Raw genomic sequence first — 16,314 nt, 5'->3', positions numbered from 1 at the left:
GCTCATGCCGGGACCCCGACCTTCATGCCCTCGGCGAGGCCGTCGCCGGAGACCTCGACCCGGCCGTCGGCGAACAGGCCGGTCCGCACCGCCACGATCCTGGTGGTGCCGCCGTCCACCACCTGCAGGCCGTAACCGCCCTCGGCGAGCGCCAGCAGCGCGTTGATCGGCACGGTCAGCACGTTCTCGGCCTTCGAGGCGACGAAGAGCACGGTGACCGCCGCCTGGTTCAGCCCGGCCGGCGCCTTGTCGAAGGTCAGCGTCACGCCGACCTTGGTGGTGTCCTCCTCCCCCGGGTTCTCGGCCTGTTCGACGGTGGTCTCGACCTCGCTGATCCGGGCCGGGACCACGGTTGCGTCGGGCAGCGTGACGTCGACCTTCGCGCCCTTCTTGGCCAGCCGCTGGTCGGCCACGTCGAGTTCCACGGTGGCGACCCGGCCGGTGTCGCTGACCTGCAGCAGCTCGGTGCCCGGCTGGGCGGCCGCGCCAGGTTCGACGGTGTGCGAGTCGATCCGCAGCGCCCGGGGCTTGAACACCACCCGGCCGAGCTCCACCGTGCCGGTCTCGTCCAGGCCGAGGTCGTCCTGCCACTGCTCGACCGCGTCGGCGGTGGCCGAGGTGTACTCGTCGTCCACCGTGAAGCCCCGGTAGCCGAGCGCCCAGAGGTTCTTCTCCAGCTGCTTGACGTCGGCGCCCTCGGCACCGGAGGAGAGCGAGCGGTAGGCGGGCAGCGTGCCGTACATCAGCAGCACCGGCTTGTTGTCCATCTTGTACAGCGGTTTGCCGCGTCTGACGGTGGCGCCGACGGCGGGCAGCCAGGTGACCGTGCCGCTGCGGCTGGAGGCGAGCCCGGTGGTGTCGCCGTAGCCCAGGGTCCCGTCGTGGCTCTCCTTGTCGACCAGGGTCTGCTTCGTCACGTCGGCGGTCGCGGCCGGCGGGCTGCTGCCGGCCTGTGCCGGCTCGCTGCCGTCCGGCAGGTCGCCGACCAGGACGAACGCCGCAGCCCCACCGGCCACCAGCACCCCGGCCGCGGTCGCGGTGGTCCATTTCCGGTTCACGCGTTGCCCCCCGACCCCGCCTCGTCGTTCTCGGTGTGCTTGTCGTCGGGCTTCGGCCCGTACTGTTCGCACTTCTTCTCGGCGGCCTTGAAGGTGGGCGACTCGGGATCGATGCCCATCCGGCTGTCCAGGCCGATGCCCCCTTCCGCGCTCGGATCCGGGAAGTTGGGCACCCCGTTCTCGCGCATGCACTTGGACATCTGCCGGAGCTTCTCCATGTCCTCGGCGCTCGGCTTCCGGCCGGCCACGCGGTCCGGCGCCCACTGCTTGCAGGCCTGCTGAGCGGCCTGGAAGTCCTCCGGTTTGACGTTCTGCGGCATCTTGAGGGTCTGCCTGCCCTCGACCGGGTCGGGGAACCAGGTCATCCCGTGCTCGCGCATGCACCTCGCGAACTTGACCGGGGCGTCCGGATCGTCGCTGGGGGTCGCGGACGCGGCCGGTCTCCCGGTCCCGGCGCTCTGCGCGGTGGCCACCGTCGGGTCGCCTCCGGCGGCCTTCCCGCAGCCGGCCGGCGCCACGGCGAGGAGCAGCCCCGCCACCAGGATCGTCGCCCTTCTCATCGGTCGTCTCCTTCACCGGCGGCCGGGCGGCCGCCACGCACCGAAGTAGAGCGATCCGGAGGTTTCCCCGGCGTCACGGAAAACGGTGACGCCGAGGTGACAGCGGCCCGGGTCAAGATGGACGCATGCGGATCCTGGTGGTCGAGGACGAACCGCTGCTGGCCGACGCGGTGGCGCAGGGCCTGCGGCGCGAGGCGCACGCGGTCGACGTCGTCTACGACGGCGGGTCCGCCCTGGAGCGCATCGAGGTGAACGACTACGACGTGGTGGTGCTGGACCGGGACGTGCCGGTGGTGCACGGCGACAAGGTGTGCCAGGTGCTGGCCGAGCGCAACGCCGACATCCGGGTGCTGATGCTGACCGCCGCGGCCGGCGTCGACGACCGGGTCACCGGGCTCTCCCTGGGCGCCGATGACTACCTGCCGAAACCGTTCGCCTTCCGGGAGCTGTCGGCCCGGGTCGCGGCGCTCGGCCGGCGCGCCCGGCCGGCCGCGCCGCCGGTGCTGCGCCGGGCCGGGATCAGCCTGGATCCGTACCGGCGCGAGGTGCACCGGGACGGGCGCTACGTGCCGTTGTCCCGCAAGGAGTTCGCCGTGCTCGCCGAGCTGCTCCGGGCGGACGGCACCGCGGTCTCCGCGGAGACCCTGCTGGAGAAGGCCTGGGACGAGAACGCCGACCCGTTCACCCACGCCGTCCGGATGACCATCCTCAAGCTCCGCCGCAAGCTGGGTGACCCGCCGGTGGTGCTGACCGAGCCGGGAGTGGGGTACCGGATCCGATGAGTCTCACCGTGCGGGCCCGGCTCACCCTGGTCTACGGCGGCCTGTTCGTGCTGGCCGGGCTGGTCCTGCTGGGCGTCACCTACGTGCTGGTCGGCCGGGACGCCATGGTGGCCGGCGAGCGGCGGGCCGAGATGGTGATCGGCCCGGACGGGCAGCCGGCCGCCCTCAACACCATCGTCAAGGACGTCCGGGCGGACGCCCTGCACGCGCTGCTCACCCAGGGCGCGATCGCGCTGGTCCTGGTGAGCGCGGCGACGATCGCGCTGGGCTGGCTGATCGCCGGCCGGATGCTGCAGCCGCTGCACCAGATCACCGCGACCGCCCGGCGGATCGCCGAGTCGCCGGCCGCCGACCGCGGCCTGCACGAGCGGATCGCCCTGCGGGGGGCCGACGACGAGGTGAAACGGCTGGCCGACACGTTCGACGTGATGCTGGCCCGGCTGGACCACTCGTTCGACGGGCAGCGCCGGTTCATCGCCAGCGCCTCGCACGAGCTGCGCACCCCGCTGACGCTCAACCGCACGCTGCTCGAGGTGGCGCTGGAGCCGGAGAGCGCGTCGCCGGAGGTACGCCAGCTCGGCGCCACCCTGCTGGCGATCAACGACCGGCACAGCCGGTTGATCGACGGGCTGCTGCTGCTGGCCCGTTCGGACCGGGAGGTGACCGAGCGGTCGTACGTGGATCTCGCCGACATCGTCGACCACGTGGCCGTCGCGGACACCGTCAAGGTGGTCGCCGAGCCGCGGGAGGCCGCCGTGCTGGGCGACCCGGTGCTGCTGGAACGCCTGGTGCAGAACCTGGTGGAGAACGGCGTCCGGCACAACGTCCCGCAGAACGGCTGGGTCCGGGTGGTCACCCTGACCCGCCCGGACGGCTGGGTGGAGCTGCGGGTGGCCAACTCCGGCCCGGTCATCCCCCGCTACGAGGTGCCCGGCCTGTTCGAGCCGTTCCACCGGTACCGCAGCGAGCGGCTGGTCTCGCCGGGCGCCGGCCTGGGCCTGTCGATCGTCCGGGCGGTGGCCCGGGCGCACGGCGGCGACGTCCGCGCCGACGCCCGCGACGACGGCGGGCTCGAGGTCACCGTGCTGCTGCCGCGGGCTCCCTAGTCCGGGTCTCGCTGCGCCGGGCCAGGCCCACCACCCCGGCGCCCATCACCAGCACGGCGACCGCGGCGGCGACCAGTCCCCCGGTCCCGAACCGCACCCCTTCCCCGAAGACGACCACCCCGGCCACCGCTGCTACCAGCGGATTCGTCACGCTGACCGTGGCGAGCGGCGCGGCCAGGCCGGCGCCACGATAGGAAAGCTGGCCGAACAGGTATCCGGCGGCCGCGAACGCCACGACCATGGCGCCGGCCATGATGGACTCCCGTCCCGGACGGCCGCTGGTGATCGCCGCGAGGACCGCTTTCGACAGCACCGACGCGATCCCGAAGGCCACCCCGGACGCCACGGCCAGCAGCACCGCCCGGATCCGCGCCCCGGCGCGCCAGGCCGCGAGCGCGCACAGCAGCACCACTCCGGTGGTGATCGACGACAGCACGCGCACGGACCGCCCGGTGAGCAGCGCCGGTCCGTCCGGCTGGGTCGACAGGGACAGGATCAGGGCCAGCCCGGCCACCGTGAGCGCGGCGTCCCGCCAGGCCGCCGCGCTGACCCGGCGGTGGTAGCGGACCACCTGGATGGGCAGCGCGAACAGCAGGGTCAGGGTGCCCAGCGCCTGCACCACGGCGACCGTCCCGAAATTCAGCGCCAGCACGTGCAGCGCCACGCCGGCGCCGGTGAGCAGCAGCGCCGCGGCCCAGCGTGACCACCCGCGGTGCCGGTGCCCGGCGAGGCGCTCCTGGGCCACGGCGGCCGCCGCGTAGGCCGCGGCGGACAGCACGGACAGCCCGGCCGCCCACCCCACTGGTGCCACCCTCCGAAAATACCGCCCGGACCGCATGGGACCCGTCACAGTGGCACGAACCGGACCGACCCACACGGCGGGAAAATCCGTTTCCCGGTACGGAACGCGCTGCCACGATCCGGATCGCGCGTTGCACATCGGCAGAGAGGCTCTGAACCGGCCGAGCCACACCGGCCGTACCCACCGCGACAGCACACCGGAGAACCCCGGCAACCGCCCGGTTGTTGGGACCTCACCCACACCGCACCGGCCCGCAGCGCCGAGGGGACTAGGCTTGACGCCCTGTGAACTGGGCTTCGGCGTGGCGGCCCGGGCGGTCTACCGAAACATGGAACGGAAGATGATGATCGACCAGCCCAAGGTGCGAGTCCTGCTTTTGGAGAGCATCCATCCCGATGCGGTGTCCCGGCTCGAGGAGGACGGCTTCCAGGTCGAGTCCGTGGCGAGCGCGCTGGACGAGGCCGAGCTGATCGAGCGCATCTCCGGCGTGCACCTGCTCGGCATCCGCTCGAAGACCAAGGTCACCGCGAAGGTGCTGGCCGCCGCCGACAGCCTGGTGGCGATCGGCGCGTTCTGCATCGGCACCGACCAGATCGACCTGACCACCGCCTCGACGTCCGGGATCGCGGTGTTCAACGCCCCGTTCTCGAACACCCGCTCGGTGGTGGAGCTGGCGATCGCCGAGATCATCGCGATGACCCGCCGGCTCACCGAGAAGAACGCGCTGATGCACCAGGGCGTCTGGGACAAGTCGGCGGACGGCGCGCACGAGATCCGCGGCCGCCGGCTCGGCATCATCGGGTACGGCAACATCGGCACCCAGCTCTCCGTCCTGGCGGAGAACCTGGGCATGTCGGTCTCCTTCTACGACACCGCCGACAAGCTGGCGCTGAGCAACGCGCACCGCTGCGCCAGCCTGGACGAGCTGCTGGAGAGCAGCGACATCGTCACCCTGCACGTCGACGGCCGGCCGGGCAACGCCGGCTTCTTCGGCGCCGAGCAGTTCGCCAAGATGCGCCCGGGCAGCCTGTTCCTCAACCTGTCCCGCGGCATCGTCGTCGACCACCTGGCGCTGCGCGACGCGCTGAAGAGCGGCCACCTGGCCGGCGCCGCCGTCGACGTCTTCCCGCAGGAGCCGAAGGGCCGGGGCGACGAGTTCCTCTCCGAGCTGCGCGGCCTGCCGAACGTGATTCTCACCCCGCACATCGGCGGTTCGACCGAGGAGGCCCAGTCCGACATCGGCGGCTTCGTGGCGAACAAGCTGGCCAAGTTCCTCACCGAGGGCAACACCACGCTCAGCGTGAACCTGCCCGGCGTGGTCCTGCCCGAGCAGCCCGGCCTGCACCGGATCGTGCACGTGCACATCAACACCCCGGGCGTGCTGGCCCAGGTCAACCGGATCCTGGCCGAGCACAACGTGAACGTCGAGGGTCAGCTGCTGAGCACCCGCGGGGAGTACGGCTACCTGATCACCGACATCGGCAAGGGCTACAGCGACGAGGTCCTGGAGCAGCTGCGCGCGATGGACCAGACGGTCCGCCTCCGCGTCCTGTCCTGATCCGGGCGCCCGCCTCGGGGGTCACCCGGCTTCCACGTTCAGCAAGGTGATCTTCGAGGCGGCCTCGACGTCGTAGCGGCCGGCGGCGTCCCAGTTCTTCGGGGTGAGCGTCGACCCGGGCGCGACGTCGCGCAGCGTCCGGCTGCCGGCCGTGACGGTGCTCGCCCCGCCGCCGACCTTGACCCGGATCGGGCTGCCGGCCGGCGCCTTGAGGGTCAGCTCCTCCACCCCGCCGGTGATCTTCACCGGCACCGTCCCGGACGCCGCGGACAGCGCCATCACCGCCCGCCGGGTCCCGCCGACCAGCTCGATCCCGGCCACCTGGCCCTGGCCCAGGTCCACGTCGCGTTCCGCGGCGTAGCCGGAGAACCGCAGCGTCCAGCGCACCGACCGGGCCAGCACCACGTCCACCTCGCCGTCCGCCTCGTCGCCCTGCCGGGTCACCTGCAGGCGTACCGCGTCGTCGGTGAGCTGCGGGCTGGGCCGCAGCGACGAGCCGTCCGGGGTGCTGATCCGGAACAGGTCGCCGCCGATGTCGGCGACCGTCACCCGCACCCGGTCGCTGGCCGCGAGCATCTCGAAGGACGCCGTGCTCCGGCCGCCGAGCGGCGCGGTCACCAGCCGGGAGCCGCCGGTGCCGGCGTCGCCGCCGCCGAGGTTCAGCATCTGGTTGACCTTGGAGTCCGGCCCCGAGTAGAAGACCACCCCGGTCAGCGCGAGGACCAGCACGGCGACCAGCCCGAGCACCGCCATGCCCGCGGTGACCAGGCGGGATCCGCGCGGCCGCGGGGGTGGCGGCACCGGGACCGAGCGTGGCGGGCCGGCCGGGTCGGGGGGCAGCGACGGCGGCGGGATCAGCGTGTCGGCCCAGCTCGGCTCCTCCCAGGACGGCAGGTTCGCCCACGGCCCGGCGGCCGGCGCGGCCGGTGCCGCCGGTGCGGGGGCCGTCGTCTCGGGGGTGTGGCGGACGACCGGCAGGCCCCCGGACTCCGGCTCGGGGTCGGGGTCGCCGGGCGATCCGCCCAGCGGGCGGTTGCCGCTGATCGGACCGGCGGTGAAGCCGAACGACGCCCGGCCGGGCCCGCTCGGCGAGGCCGGGCCGTACTCGGGCGGGCTGACCGGCGCCGGTGCGGGGGTGGCGGCCGGCGTGGCCGGCGCGGCGGCGTCCCCGAACCAGCTGGTGCCGTCGGTGGACTCCGTCGCGGCCGGCCCGGCGTTCTGCCCGGCCGGGTTGCGGTGCAGCCGGTCCCGGTCCGCGCGCCGGCGCTGTGGCAGCTCTCCCGACGGCTGACCTGCCGACTCCGGCGTTGTGCCGTCGGCGACGGTACGGTCCACGGCGGATGTCCTCTCCCCTGCGACGTCGTCACTCGACGCCCACGAGGCAATACGGATCGCAGCCCTCCGCAGATGAACCGAATCGAAGAGTGATCGGCGAAATTACCGGAGGTCAGGCCGGACCAGCCCGCGCCGGGTGGCGATCGCCACCGCCTCGAGCTGGCTGTGCGCCCCGAGCTTGGCGAGCACCGCCTTCTGGTACCCCCGGCAGGTGTGCACGCTGATGCCCAGCCGGCGGGCCACCGCGCGGGCGTCCAGACCGGCCGCCATCAGCTGCAGCACCTCGTCCTCGCGGGCGGTGAGCCCGCTGCTCGCCCGGGTGACGGTGGCCGGGCTGGTGCTGCGCAGCAGCCGGGCCATGATGTCGGTGGAGACCGTCATCCCGCCGCCGTGCGCGGTCCGCAGCGCGTTCAGCACCTCGGCCAGCGCGCCGTTCTTGGAGATGAAGCCGGCCGCGCCGAACGAGGTGGCCCGGCTGATCAGCCCCGGGTCCTCGCGAGCAGTGAGGATCACCACACGGACGTCCGGCTGGCGTACCCGGATCAGTTGCGCGATGGCGATGCCGTCCGCATCGGACAGTTCCGGATCGAGCAGGATGACGTGCGGTGACAGCTCGGACGCGAGGTGCAACGCCTCGGCGCCGGTCCGCGCGTGCCCCACCCACTGCAGGTCGGGCTGCCCCGCCAGGGCATGTCCGAGCAGCTCAGCAAAGGTCTGGTGACCGTCGACGACGAGCACTCGGATCGCCTCGCCGTTTCCCATGCGTACACCATCCTCTGTCCAGCGGTTCAGCCCGATGGGCCCCGCGCAGTCTAAGGACTACCCACCACCACGCCCGCCCTACCAACAGGCGGCCGTTGCGCCACGAGGACGCCAGGTTGCCAGCCGAGCGGCGCGCGATGACCAGTCTTTCGGCCGAGGGCACCCCCCGCATTGGGGCTTGCCGCCACCCGCGGCCGCCGACACGATTTTGCATCATGTACGAGATTCAGCTCTTCGGCCGCATCGAGGTCCGTACCCGTGGCATCCGCCTCACGGGCGACGACTTCGGCGGTGACCGCCCGCGCCAGTTGCTCGCCCTGCTGGCGCTGCACGGTGAGCTGTCGCTTGTGGAGCTGGCCGAGCTGGTGGGCGCCCCGCCGGCCACGGTGAAGTCCGACCTCAAGGTGTTGCGGGAGGCCCTGGAGCCGGGCGGGCGCGGCCGCGACTCGGTGCTGGTCGGCCGGTTCGGGCGTTACCACCTGGACACCGAGCGTGCCCGGGTCGACGTGCACACCTTCGATCAGCTGATCCGGGCCGCCGAGGGCCGCTCGCCGGAGCGCGCCGCCCGGCCGCTGACCGCGGCCGCCTTCCTGGCCGCCCGCCCGCTGCTCGAGGACGAGGACACCCCGTGGGCCGCCGAGCTGCGCGCGGAGTACCGCGCCAAGCTGCTGATGGCCCAGCCCCCGGTTACCGCGGGCCGCTGAGCCGAGGGTCCCCGAGGGGGGACAATCACCGGGTGCTCGACGCCCCGACCGCTCTGCTCCCGGTCCCGCTGGCCCCGGAGATCTCGCTCTACCTGGTCGACGCCCCGGTCGGCCTCTTCGACCTGACCGGCGGCGAGTTCCGCAGCGACGTCCCGCCGCCGTTCTGGGCGTTCGTCTGGGCCGGCGGCCAGGCCCTGGCCCGTTACCTGCTGGACCACCCGGCCGAGGCGGCCGGCCGCCGGGTCCTCGACCTGGCCACCGGCTCCGGGGTGGCCGCGATCGCCGCCGCCCACTGCGGCGCCGCCGAGGTCGCCGCCACCGACATCGATCCGGACGCGGTCGCCGCCGCGCACCGCAACGCGGCCGCCAACGGCGTCACCCTCACCGCCGAGCCGGACCGGCCGGAGCTGGTGCTGGCCGGCGACGTCTTCTACAGCCCCTCGGTCGCCCCGCGGATCGCCGGGCAGTTGCGCGCCTTCCGGCGAAACGGGGCGTCGGTGCTGGTTGGCGATCCCGGCCGTGGGTATTTCCCGGAACGGCTCTTCGAGCTGATCACCGAGTACGTGGTGCCGGTCCCGGAGAGCCTGGAGGAGACCGGCGAGCTGCGGACCGGGGTGTGGCGGATGCGCTGAGCACCCCGGAGGCGTTCCGTACCTCGGATGTGTTCAGCACGCAACAACTTGTACGCTACACGTATTGTCCCCAGACGCTCGAGGACGGCAATCACGTGCACGACGAGCAGAACGCCACGGTGGGCGTTTCCCGGTTGTCCGAGGAAATCATCCGGTTGATCCGGATGGGGCCGCGATTCCGAGGCATGCTCAAGACCGGAGACCTCGGCGCCGAGTTCTCCGCGCTGATGTTGCTGCTGCCGTTGCGTGCGATGGGCCCGATGCGGGTGACCGACCTCGCCGACCTGAAACAGGCCGACCCCTCGACGGTCAGCCGGCAGGTCGCCCAGCTGGTCAAGGCCGGCCTGGCCCGGCGGGAGGCCGACCCGGCGGACGGCCGGGCCTCCCGGCTGGCGGTCACCGAGGCCGGCGAGGCCGCCTGCGACCGTCTGCGGGCCGCCCGGACCGCCCTGCTGCAGCGGGCGCTGAGCGACTGGCCGGCCGAGCGGGTCGACGCCTTCGCCCAGCTCTTCGAAGAATTCAACAGCTCCGTCGAGGCGCTGCTGCGCACCGACCTCGGCGCACCACCACGGGAGAACGCGTGAGCCACCCCAGCCCCGCGGCCGAGAAATCGACCGGGGAATTCACCCACCGACAGATCCTCACGATCCTCGTCGGCCTGATGATGGGCATGTTCCTCGCTGCCCTGGATCAGACGATCATGGCCACGGCGACCCGGACCATCGCCGACGACCTGAAGGGCTTCGACCTCCAGGCCTGGGCCACCACGGCGTTCCTGATCACGTCGACCATCTCCACACCGCTCTACGGCAAGCTGTCCGACATCTACGGCCGGCGCCCGTTCTTCCTGTTCGCCATCGGGATCTTCATCGTCGGCTCGTTCCTCTGCGGCCTCTCGACCGACATGTACCAGCTCGCCGCGTTCCGGGCGATCCAGGGCATCGGCGCCGGCGGCCTGATGTCGCTGGCGCTGGCCATCATCGGCGACATCGTGCCGCCCCGCGAGCGCGCCAAGTACCAGGGCTTCTTCCTGGCCGTCTTCGGCACCGCGAGCGTGCTCGGCCCGATCCTGGGCGGCTTCTTCGCCGGCGCCGACCAGATCCTCTGGGTGGACGGCTGGCGCTGGGTCTTCTACCTGAACGTGCCGATCGGCCTCGCCGCGATGGCCGTGGTGGCCAAGGTGCTGCACCTGCCGCACACCCGGGTCAACCACCGGATCGACTGGCCGGGCGCGGTCGCCCTGATCGTCGGCCTGGTGCCGCTGCTGACCGTCGCCGAGCAGGGCCGCTCCTGGGGCTGGGACTCCGGCCGCTCGATCGCCTGCTACGTGATCGGCGCGCTCGGCCTGGTCGGGTTCGTGCTCGCCGAGCGGGCCTACAAGGACGAGGCGCTGCTCCCGCTGCGCCTGTTCGGTAACCGGACGATCGCGGTCGGCACCGGCGCCAGCACGATCCTCGGCGTCGCGATGTTCGGCGGCCTGATGACCGTCCCGCTGTACCTGCAGATCGTCAAGGGCTCGTCGGCCACCATGGCCGGCCTGCAGATGATCCCGTTCGTCTTCGGCATCATGTCCGGCTCGATCATCTCCGGCCAGCTGATCGCCAAGACCGGCCGCTACCGGATCTTCCCGATCGTCGGCAGCATCTTCATGGTCATCGCGCTGTTCCTGTTCTCGCTGGTCGGCGCGGACACCCCGCTGTGGCGGACGATGCTGGTCATGGTGCTGATGGGCCTCGGCCTGGGCGGCAACATGCAGCCGATGATCACCGCGGTGCAGAACGCCGTCTCGCCGCGGGAGATCGGCGTCGCCACCGGCGCGGTCACCTTCTTCCGCTCGATGGGCGGCACGCTGGGCACCGCGGTGTTCCTGTCGGTGCTGTTCAACGTGCTGCCCGGCAACATCAACGATGCCTACGCCGACGCCGGCAAGAACGACGCGGCCTTCCAGGCGGCCGCCCAGCAGCACCCGGACCAGGTGCAGCAGCTGCAGACCGCGATGAAGTCGGCGCTCAGCGACACGTCGGTGATCAACAAGTTCGTCGACCCGCTCACCCACCCGTTCAAGGTCGGCTTCTCGGACAGCGTCCACGTGGTCTACCTGATGGCCTTCTTCATCATGCTGGTCGGCCTGGTGGTGGTGCTGTTCCTGCCGGAGATCCCGCTCTCCATGCGCTCCGCCCAGCAGCAGCGGGCCGAGGACGCCCAGCAGGCCGAGCAGAGCGCGGGCGTTCCCGGTCCGGGCTCCGGCCCGGTCGCCGGCGGCGGCGACAACCCCGCGGGGGTCACCGCGGGCAGCGACGGCCCAGGCCGCTGACCCGATGCTTACGGTACGGACGGCGCGCGCGGCCGTCCGTACCGTAGCCGGGGGTTAGCGTGGTCCTCATGGCTGTTGTGAAGATCAACGCGATTGACGTCCCCGAGGGTGCCGGCCCCGAGCTGGAGAAGCGTTTCGCCGCCCGGCACGGCGCCGTGGAGAACGAGCCCGGCTTCCTCGCCTTCGAACTGCTCCGCCCGGTCGCCGGCGACAACCGCTACTTCGTCTACACGAAGTGGGAGTCGGAGGAGGCGTTCCAGAACTGGTCGCAGGGCAGCGCCAAGGCCGCCCACGCCGGCGAACGCGCCAAGCCGGTCGCCACCGGCGCCAGCCTGCTGGAGTTCGAGGTCGTCCAGCAGGTCGCGAAACCGACCGACTAGCGCACGCTCCGCCGGACGGGGTTCGGACCGTCCCGGCCGATCGCCGGAACCGGATCGACGCGGCGGCAGGCAGCCGAGGTCGGCGGGTGGGTAGGAACGGTCCTACTTCTTGCCGTCTCGGCTGCTGTTGAACCGTTCCAGCAACTCCGCGAGGATCGCCATCTCGGCTCCCAGCGCCGCCCGCCCCGCCGGGGTGATCGCCGCCCAGGTCCGCGGGCGCCGCCCCTCGTGCCCCTTCGCGATCTCGACGAACGATTGCGCCGCCAGCGCTCCGAGGTGCCGGCCGAGGTTGCCGTCGGACAGGCCGAGCAACCGCTTGAGGTAGGGGAAGTCGGCCCGACCCGCCTCGTCGAGCACGGTGAGCAGCGCGAGCCTGGTCTTCTGGTGCACCCACTCGTCGAGTTCGAGAGCGGGATGTGGCACAGGGTCAGTCACTCGATGGTCCGCTCACGCGCGCGCTCGACGAGTCCGGTCACCACCAGCGCCAGGCCGCCACCGGCCATGACCGCGGGCAACAACCAGTCGAACGGGAGCGGTTGGCTCGCCAGCCAGCCGAGGATCATCACGGTACCGATGATGCCCGACCGCAGAGCCAACGACTTGTTGCGCTGCCACAGGGCCATGAACGTCAACACGGACGCGGGCCACAACAACTGCCGCGCGAACGGATAGAACCAGAGCAGGTTGCCGACGACGATCACGCCGAGCAGGATGGCGGCGGTCCTGCCGTACGACAGGCGGCCGGCTCCGACGCCGGTGCGGCGACGCCGGAACCGGTCGATGCAGGCGAGCGCGAGCAGCGCGACCACGCTGCACAGCACGTAGAACAGCGGCAAGGGCACGAAGCTGTAGTCACTCAACCCGTCATAACCGGCGAAAATCACCACCGTCACGCCGAAGACCAGCAGTGGCGCGGAGGTTGCCCGCCGGGATGCCCGCACCCGCTCCCGTAGCTCGTCGAATCTCTGCCGTTCCTCCAGCACCCTGCCGACCCGCCTCTCTCCACCAGAGAGGACTCTGCCGGAGAGAGTAGATGCCGTCAAGGGCGCGTCGCGTCCGGCCGGGTCGGCTAAGCGTTCTCCCGTTTGCGGGCGGCGGCGGAGACCAGGCGCTCGGCGACCACCAGCTGGTCCAGGCCGAGGCGCTGGGCGCTGTCGCGCAGGATCCGGTGGGCCTCCTGCACGCCGCATCCGCGCTGCGCGATGATCACGCCGATCGCGCGGTCCACCGCGGCGCCCTCGGTGCGCGCCTCCCGCCGGTGCAACTCGCCGAGCAGCAGCTCGGCCTGCCCGGCCACGGCCATCGCGGTGAGCAGCAGGTCCGGGCCGATCTCGCCGGGCCGGCCCAGGCAGACGCTGAGCGCGCCGACCGCGGTCCGCCGGACGTCCAGCGGGATCGCGGCGACCGCCCCGATGCCGTCCGCGCGGGCCGCCCGGGTCAGCTCCGGCCACCGCTCGTCGGCCCCCAGGTCGTCCGAGGTGACCAGCGCGCGGGTCCGGGCGGCTTCCAGGCCGGGGCCGGTGCCTCCGCCGTACTGAAGACGGTCTGACGTCTCCCCGGCGGACCCGGCGGCCGCCACCGTGACCGGACCACCCTCACTGATCAGCGCGACCGCGCAGCGGGTCGCGCCGGGCAGCGCGCCGGCGATCAGCGCGGCCAGCCGGTCGAGCGCCTGCTGCAGCGTGTCGGCGGTCAACAACCGCATGGTGACCTCGTGCAACAGCCCGGCCAGCTCGACCGGGTGCGGGCCGCCGGCGCCGAGCAGATCGGCGCTGCCGTGCCGGGGCCGGCCAGCGGCGACGAGGCGGCGCGGCCGGCCGGACACGGTCACCCCGGAGGGGGTGGCGCGCCGGTGGGACCGGGTGCCGCGCTGCGCGGCCGGTACGCGACGTTGCGGTACAGACACTCGACGGATACTGCCATGTCGATCCGCCGGAGGCGCGGTTCGGTGCCCCGATCGGGGGGTGTTGCCCGTTTAAACCCTCTGTGCCGGGAACGCTCAAAAAAGCCGGAGCGGGAAAAACGACTCGGCCCCCGGCGAACCGGGGGCCGAGCCGAAGAGATGCCGGTGTGCAGGTCGCCTCGCGGCGAGTGGCTCAACACGGCTCCAGCCGAACGGTATTCCGTGCAGGCGATGGGTGAGGCCCGGGGACACTGGGCACACCGGCATCCGTTCACAACCTTCGGCACCGGCCCATGATTCCGATAGCCGTTGTGACCTGGCTTACAGCCCGGTAGCGGCTGGCCGTTTGCCGCGCGCGGTCCCGGGTAACCCTGGCGCCGTGACCGACGAAACCACCGGCGACAACGCCCGCCTGACCGCCTTCCTCGACGACGCGTACCGCGCCGAGGAACGGATGAGCAGCGGCGACCTGCAGCGCCGGGCGATCGCCGAGGACCTGCCGGCCGCCCTGCTCACCCGGATCGACGCGCTGCCCGAGGGCGAGTACCTGCAGGACGAGGCCGACGAGGCGCTGCGCACCCTCTGAGCCGTCCCGCTCAGCCCTCCGCCTTCTCCTTGGCCATCGAGTAGGCCATCTGCAGGAAGTCCGAGACGGCGGTCGCGGTCAGCGCGGTCGCCGCCAGCCGGGTCAGCCGGGGCGCCAGCACCAGCCCGCCGGTCAGTCCGGTGGACACCCAGGCGGCCAGGCAGAACGGGCAGGTGAGCAGCTCGCCGATGCCGTGCTTGACGCTGCTGCCCTCGTCCCGGACCTCCTCGTTGAGCTCCGCGGCCCCGGCCGGTTCGGTGTACCGGGTGAACGGCGCCCGCAGCGGGCTGGTGACCGCGTCCTTGGCGAGCAGCCGGCTCAGCTTGTGGGTGGCGATCGAGATCAGCACCACGTCGCCCAGAGCGGGGCGTTCCGGAGGCGTACGGCCGGTCAGCTTGGCGGCCGCGGCCAGGCCGGCGGCGAGCGCGCCGTAGGCGCCCATCGCCACCAGGTAGCCGGCCAGCGGCCGGTGCTCGTGCGGCGCGTACGCCCGGGCCGTCTCCGCGGCACGGGCCTGCAGGCTGGTCATATGGGGGGTCCTTTCCGCACCGGGCGGGTCAGAAGTCCTGGGTGAGCCGGCCGGGGTCGATCTCGCGTCCCGGATAGCGCGCCTTGTACTCGGTCTCCAGCTCGGCGGTCCGCCGGAAGTGGTTCTCCAGCGCGGCGTCCGGGCCGTGCCGCAGAGTCTCCAGCCGGGTCCGGTACAGGCTGCCGAGCTCGCGGAACAGGTCGTCGTCGGGCAGGCTCACCGGGTCGACCCCGATCTCGAAGTCCACCGCCGCGCCGCCCTCGGTTCGCGGGTCCGTCATCGTGCACCTCCGCTGTCTCGATAGCCGCTGTTCGTCCAGGGGCTTGCCCGTGCGGGCGACCACCAAACCCGCCGGTAGTCTCGGGTGCATGAAAGGGCTGTGGACTCCGGCGTGGCTCGCCCGGCACCTCCTGGCGCTGGTGCTGACCGGGGCCTGCCTGGGGCTCGGCTGGTGGCAGTTCAGCCGGGCGACCGGGGGCAACTCGCTCAGCTGGGGCTACATGTTCGAGTGGCCGGTCTTCGCCGGCTTCGTGGTGTTCATCTGGATCCGCGAGATCCAGCTGCACCGCCGCAAGCTGGCGCCGCCAGAGGAGACCGCCGAGGAGCCCGCCCCGGCGCGCGACCCGGACGCCCCGGTCACCCTGGGCCGCCCGGTCCGGGTGGCCGTGCAGCCGGCCGCGGCGGACGCCGCCGACCCGGAGCTGGACGCGTACAACGACTACCTGGCCTGGCTGGCCGAGCACCCCGGCGCCCGGCCCGCCGACTACCCCGGCCGCCCCATCAGCAAGTAGCAGAAGCAGAAGGAGACCGCCGTGCAGGGCGCCCTCACCCGTTACCGCACCATCGCCTGGATCGTCGGCGTGCTCCTGATCGTGCTCGTGCTGGTCGGCATGCCGCTGAAGTACCTGGGTGACAACCCGGCGCTGGTCGCGCTGATCGGCCCGCTGCACGGCTTCCTGTACATGGTCTATCTGCTCTGCACCTTCGACCTGTCCCGGCGGGCCCGCTGGCCGTTCGGCCGAATGATCATCGTTATGCTGGCCGGCACCATCCCGTTCTTCTCGTTCTGGGCCGAGCGCCGGGTCACCCGGCATTGGGTTCCGAATGCCGCGCTCGAGCCGGCCCTGAACGATTAGTCTGCTTCCGGCGGTCGAAATAACGCTGCGCGCGGATCGAATAACAGCCGGTTATCGGGATTTAGTTCGCAAGACCGACTATTGGAAGAAAACACGCGGCGAGGTCTTGATTTTGTTTTCTTCCCCGATAAGTTGATGCGGTTGGTCCGGTCCGCAGCCACAAACCC

At 72.0% G+C, this 16,314-nt stretch carries 21 protein-coding genes; 11 read left to right on the top strand and 10 right to left on the bottom strand.

Features of this window, described 5'->3' with window-relative positions:
- Window positions 1–2: 2 nt before the first annotated feature.
- Entirely contained in the window at window positions 3–1,058 is a 1,056-nt protein-coding gene (locus BJY16_RS14130) for an efflux RND transporter periplasmic adaptor subunit (RefSeq protein WP_185039904.1), read from the bottom strand.
- The gene (locus BJY16_RS14125) at window positions 1,055–1,618 is read right to left on the bottom strand and encodes a hypothetical protein (protein WP_185039903.1); all 564 of its coding nucleotides are present in this window, start codon (window positions 1,616–1,618) and stop codon (window positions 1,055–1,057) included. The genes BJY16_RS14130 and BJY16_RS14125 overlap by 4 nt, the downstream gene beginning before the upstream one ends.
- Window positions 1,619–1,743: 125 nt before the next feature.
- On the opposite strand from BJY16_RS14125, the gene BJY16_RS14120 reads away from it, so the two are divergent.
- Window positions 1,744–2,400, top strand: a complete 657-nt coding sequence (locus BJY16_RS14120) for a response regulator transcription factor (protein WP_185039902.1) — start codon at window positions 1,744–1,746, stop codon at window positions 2,398–2,400.
- Complete coding sequence (locus BJY16_RS14115; protein WP_185039901.1) at window positions 2,397–3,506, top strand: sensor histidine kinase; 1,110 nt, start codon at window positions 2,397–2,399, stop codon at window positions 3,504–3,506. The genes BJY16_RS14120 and BJY16_RS14115 overlap by 4 nt, the downstream gene beginning before the upstream one ends.
- On the opposite strand, the gene BJY16_RS14110 is transcribed toward BJY16_RS14115, so the two are convergent.
- A complete protein-coding gene (locus BJY16_RS14110) occupies window positions 3,478–4,317 on the bottom strand; it encodes a DMT family transporter (protein WP_185039900.1) in 840 nt (279 codons plus the stop codon). The genes BJY16_RS14115 and BJY16_RS14110 overlap by 29 nt on opposite strands.
- A gap of 265 nt (window positions 4,318–4,582) precedes the next feature.
- Here BJY16_RS14110 and serA point away from each other — a divergent pair, with 265 nt between their 5' ends.
- Window positions 4,583–5,866: a phosphoglycerate dehydrogenase gene (gene serA, locus BJY16_RS14105; protein ID WP_311775316.1), complete on the top strand. Its 1,284-nt coding sequence runs from the start codon at window positions 4,583–4,585 to the stop codon at window positions 5,864–5,866.
- A gap of 21 nt (window positions 5,867–5,887) precedes the next feature.
- Here the strand turns inward: serA and BJY16_RS14100 are convergent, their stop codons facing one another.
- Both BJY16_RS14100 and BJY16_RS14095 read right to left on the bottom strand, forming a co-directional pair.
- Complete coding sequence (locus tag BJY16_RS14100) at window positions 5,888–7,201, bottom strand: hypothetical protein (protein ID WP_185039899.1); 1,314 nt, start codon at window positions 7,199–7,201, stop codon at window positions 5,888–5,890.
- A 102-nt stretch (window positions 7,202–7,303) separates the two neighbouring features.
- Window positions 7,304–7,963, bottom strand: coding sequence for a response regulator (locus BJY16_RS14095; protein WP_185039898.1), 660 nt, complete (start codon window positions 7,961–7,963; stop codon window positions 7,304–7,306).
- A 215-nt stretch (window positions 7,964–8,178) separates the two neighbouring features.
- Between BJY16_RS14095 and BJY16_RS14090 the strand changes: the two genes are divergently transcribed.
- The 5 genes from BJY16_RS14090 (at window position 8,179) to BJY16_RS14070 (ending at window position 11,993) form a co-directional block, all read left to right on the top strand.
- Window positions 8,179–8,667: an AfsR/SARP family transcriptional regulator gene (locus BJY16_RS14090; RefSeq protein ID WP_185039897.1), complete on the top strand. Its 489-nt coding sequence runs from the start codon at window positions 8,179–8,181 to the stop codon at window positions 8,665–8,667.
- Between the two features lie 32 nt (window positions 8,668–8,699).
- Window positions 8,700–9,299, top strand: coding sequence for a class I SAM-dependent methyltransferase (locus BJY16_RS14085; RefSeq protein WP_185039896.1), 600 nt, complete (start codon window positions 8,700–8,702; stop codon window positions 9,297–9,299).
- 185 nt (window positions 9,300–9,484) lie between these two features.
- Complete coding sequence (locus BJY16_RS14080; protein ID WP_239177338.1) at window positions 9,485–9,883, top strand: MarR family winged helix-turn-helix transcriptional regulator; 399 nt, start codon at window positions 9,485–9,487, stop codon at window positions 9,881–9,883.
- Window positions 9,880–11,613: an MDR family MFS transporter gene (locus tag BJY16_RS14075; RefSeq protein ID WP_185039895.1), complete on the top strand. Its 1,734-nt coding sequence runs from the start codon at window positions 9,880–9,882 to the stop codon at window positions 11,611–11,613. The genes BJY16_RS14080 and BJY16_RS14075 overlap by 4 nt, the downstream gene beginning before the upstream one ends.
- 68 nt (window positions 11,614–11,681) lie before the next feature.
- Entirely contained in the window at window positions 11,682–11,993 is a 312-nt protein-coding gene (locus tag BJY16_RS14070; RefSeq protein ID WP_185039894.1) for an antibiotic biosynthesis monooxygenase family protein, read from the top strand.
- Between the two features lie 102 nt (window positions 11,994–12,095).
- Here BJY16_RS14070 and BJY16_RS14065 read toward each other — a convergent pair whose 3' ends face one another.
- From BJY16_RS14065 to BJY16_RS14055, 3 genes are all read right to left on the bottom strand, one after another.
- Window positions 12,096–12,428: a transcriptional regulator gene (locus BJY16_RS14065; protein WP_185039893.1), complete on the bottom strand. Its 333-nt coding sequence runs from the start codon at window positions 12,426–12,428 to the stop codon at window positions 12,096–12,098.
- The gene (locus tag BJY16_RS14060; protein ID WP_185039892.1) at window positions 12,425–12,976 is read right to left on the bottom strand and encodes a hypothetical protein; all 552 of its coding nucleotides are present in this window, start codon (window positions 12,974–12,976) and stop codon (window positions 12,425–12,427) included. The genes BJY16_RS14065 and BJY16_RS14060 overlap by 4 nt, the downstream gene beginning before the upstream one ends.
- 86 nt (window positions 12,977–13,062) lie before the next feature.
- On the bottom strand, window positions 13,063–13,899 hold the full coding sequence (locus BJY16_RS14055) for a GAF and ANTAR domain-containing protein (protein WP_239177340.1): 837 nt from the start codon (window positions 13,897–13,899) through the stop codon (window positions 13,063–13,065).
- Between the two features lie 376 nt (window positions 13,900–14,275).
- Here BJY16_RS14055 and BJY16_RS14050 point away from each other — a divergent pair, with 376 nt between their 5' ends.
- Window positions 14,276–14,482 carry a hypothetical protein gene (locus BJY16_RS14050; protein WP_185039891.1) on the top strand — a complete coding sequence of 69 codons (207 nt, stop codon included), beginning with the start codon at window positions 14,276–14,278 and terminating at the stop codon, window positions 14,480–14,482.
- Window positions 14,483–14,492: 10 nt separating this feature from the next.
- Here the strand turns inward: BJY16_RS14050 and BJY16_RS14045 are convergent, their stop codons facing one another.
- Both BJY16_RS14045 and BJY16_RS14040 read right to left on the bottom strand, forming a co-directional pair.
- Window positions 14,493–15,011, bottom strand: coding sequence for a DUF1360 domain-containing protein (locus BJY16_RS14045; protein WP_185039890.1), 519 nt, complete (start codon window positions 15,009–15,011; stop codon window positions 14,493–14,495).
- A 28-nt stretch (window positions 15,012–15,039) separates the two neighbouring features.
- A complete protein-coding gene (locus tag BJY16_RS14040; protein WP_185039889.1) occupies window positions 15,040–15,291 on the bottom strand; it encodes a DUF6158 family protein in 252 nt (83 codons plus the stop codon).
- A gap of 88 nt (window positions 15,292–15,379) precedes the next feature.
- Here BJY16_RS14040 and BJY16_RS14035 point away from each other — a divergent pair, with 88 nt between their 5' ends.
- Together BJY16_RS14035 and BJY16_RS14030 are read left to right on the top strand one after the other, a co-directional pair.
- Window positions 15,380–15,802 (top strand): hypothetical protein, encoded by a 423-nt coding sequence (locus BJY16_RS14035; RefSeq protein ID WP_185039888.1) that lies wholly within the window; start codon window positions 15,380–15,382, stop codon window positions 15,800–15,802.
- A gap of 21 nt (window positions 15,803–15,823) precedes the next feature.
- A complete protein-coding gene (locus BJY16_RS14030; protein ID WP_185039887.1) occupies window positions 15,824–16,147 on the top strand; it encodes a DUF3817 domain-containing protein in 324 nt (107 codons plus the stop codon).
- The last annotated feature ends 167 nt before the right edge of the window (window positions 16,148–16,314 follow it).

It is taken from the genome of Actinoplanes octamycinicus (genome assembly GCF_014205225.1).
Lineage (GTDB): Bacteria > Actinomycetota > Actinomycetes > Mycobacteriales > Micromonosporaceae > Actinoplanes > Actinoplanes octamycinicus.
This window is presented reverse-complemented; position numbering and strand designations above follow the sequence as displayed.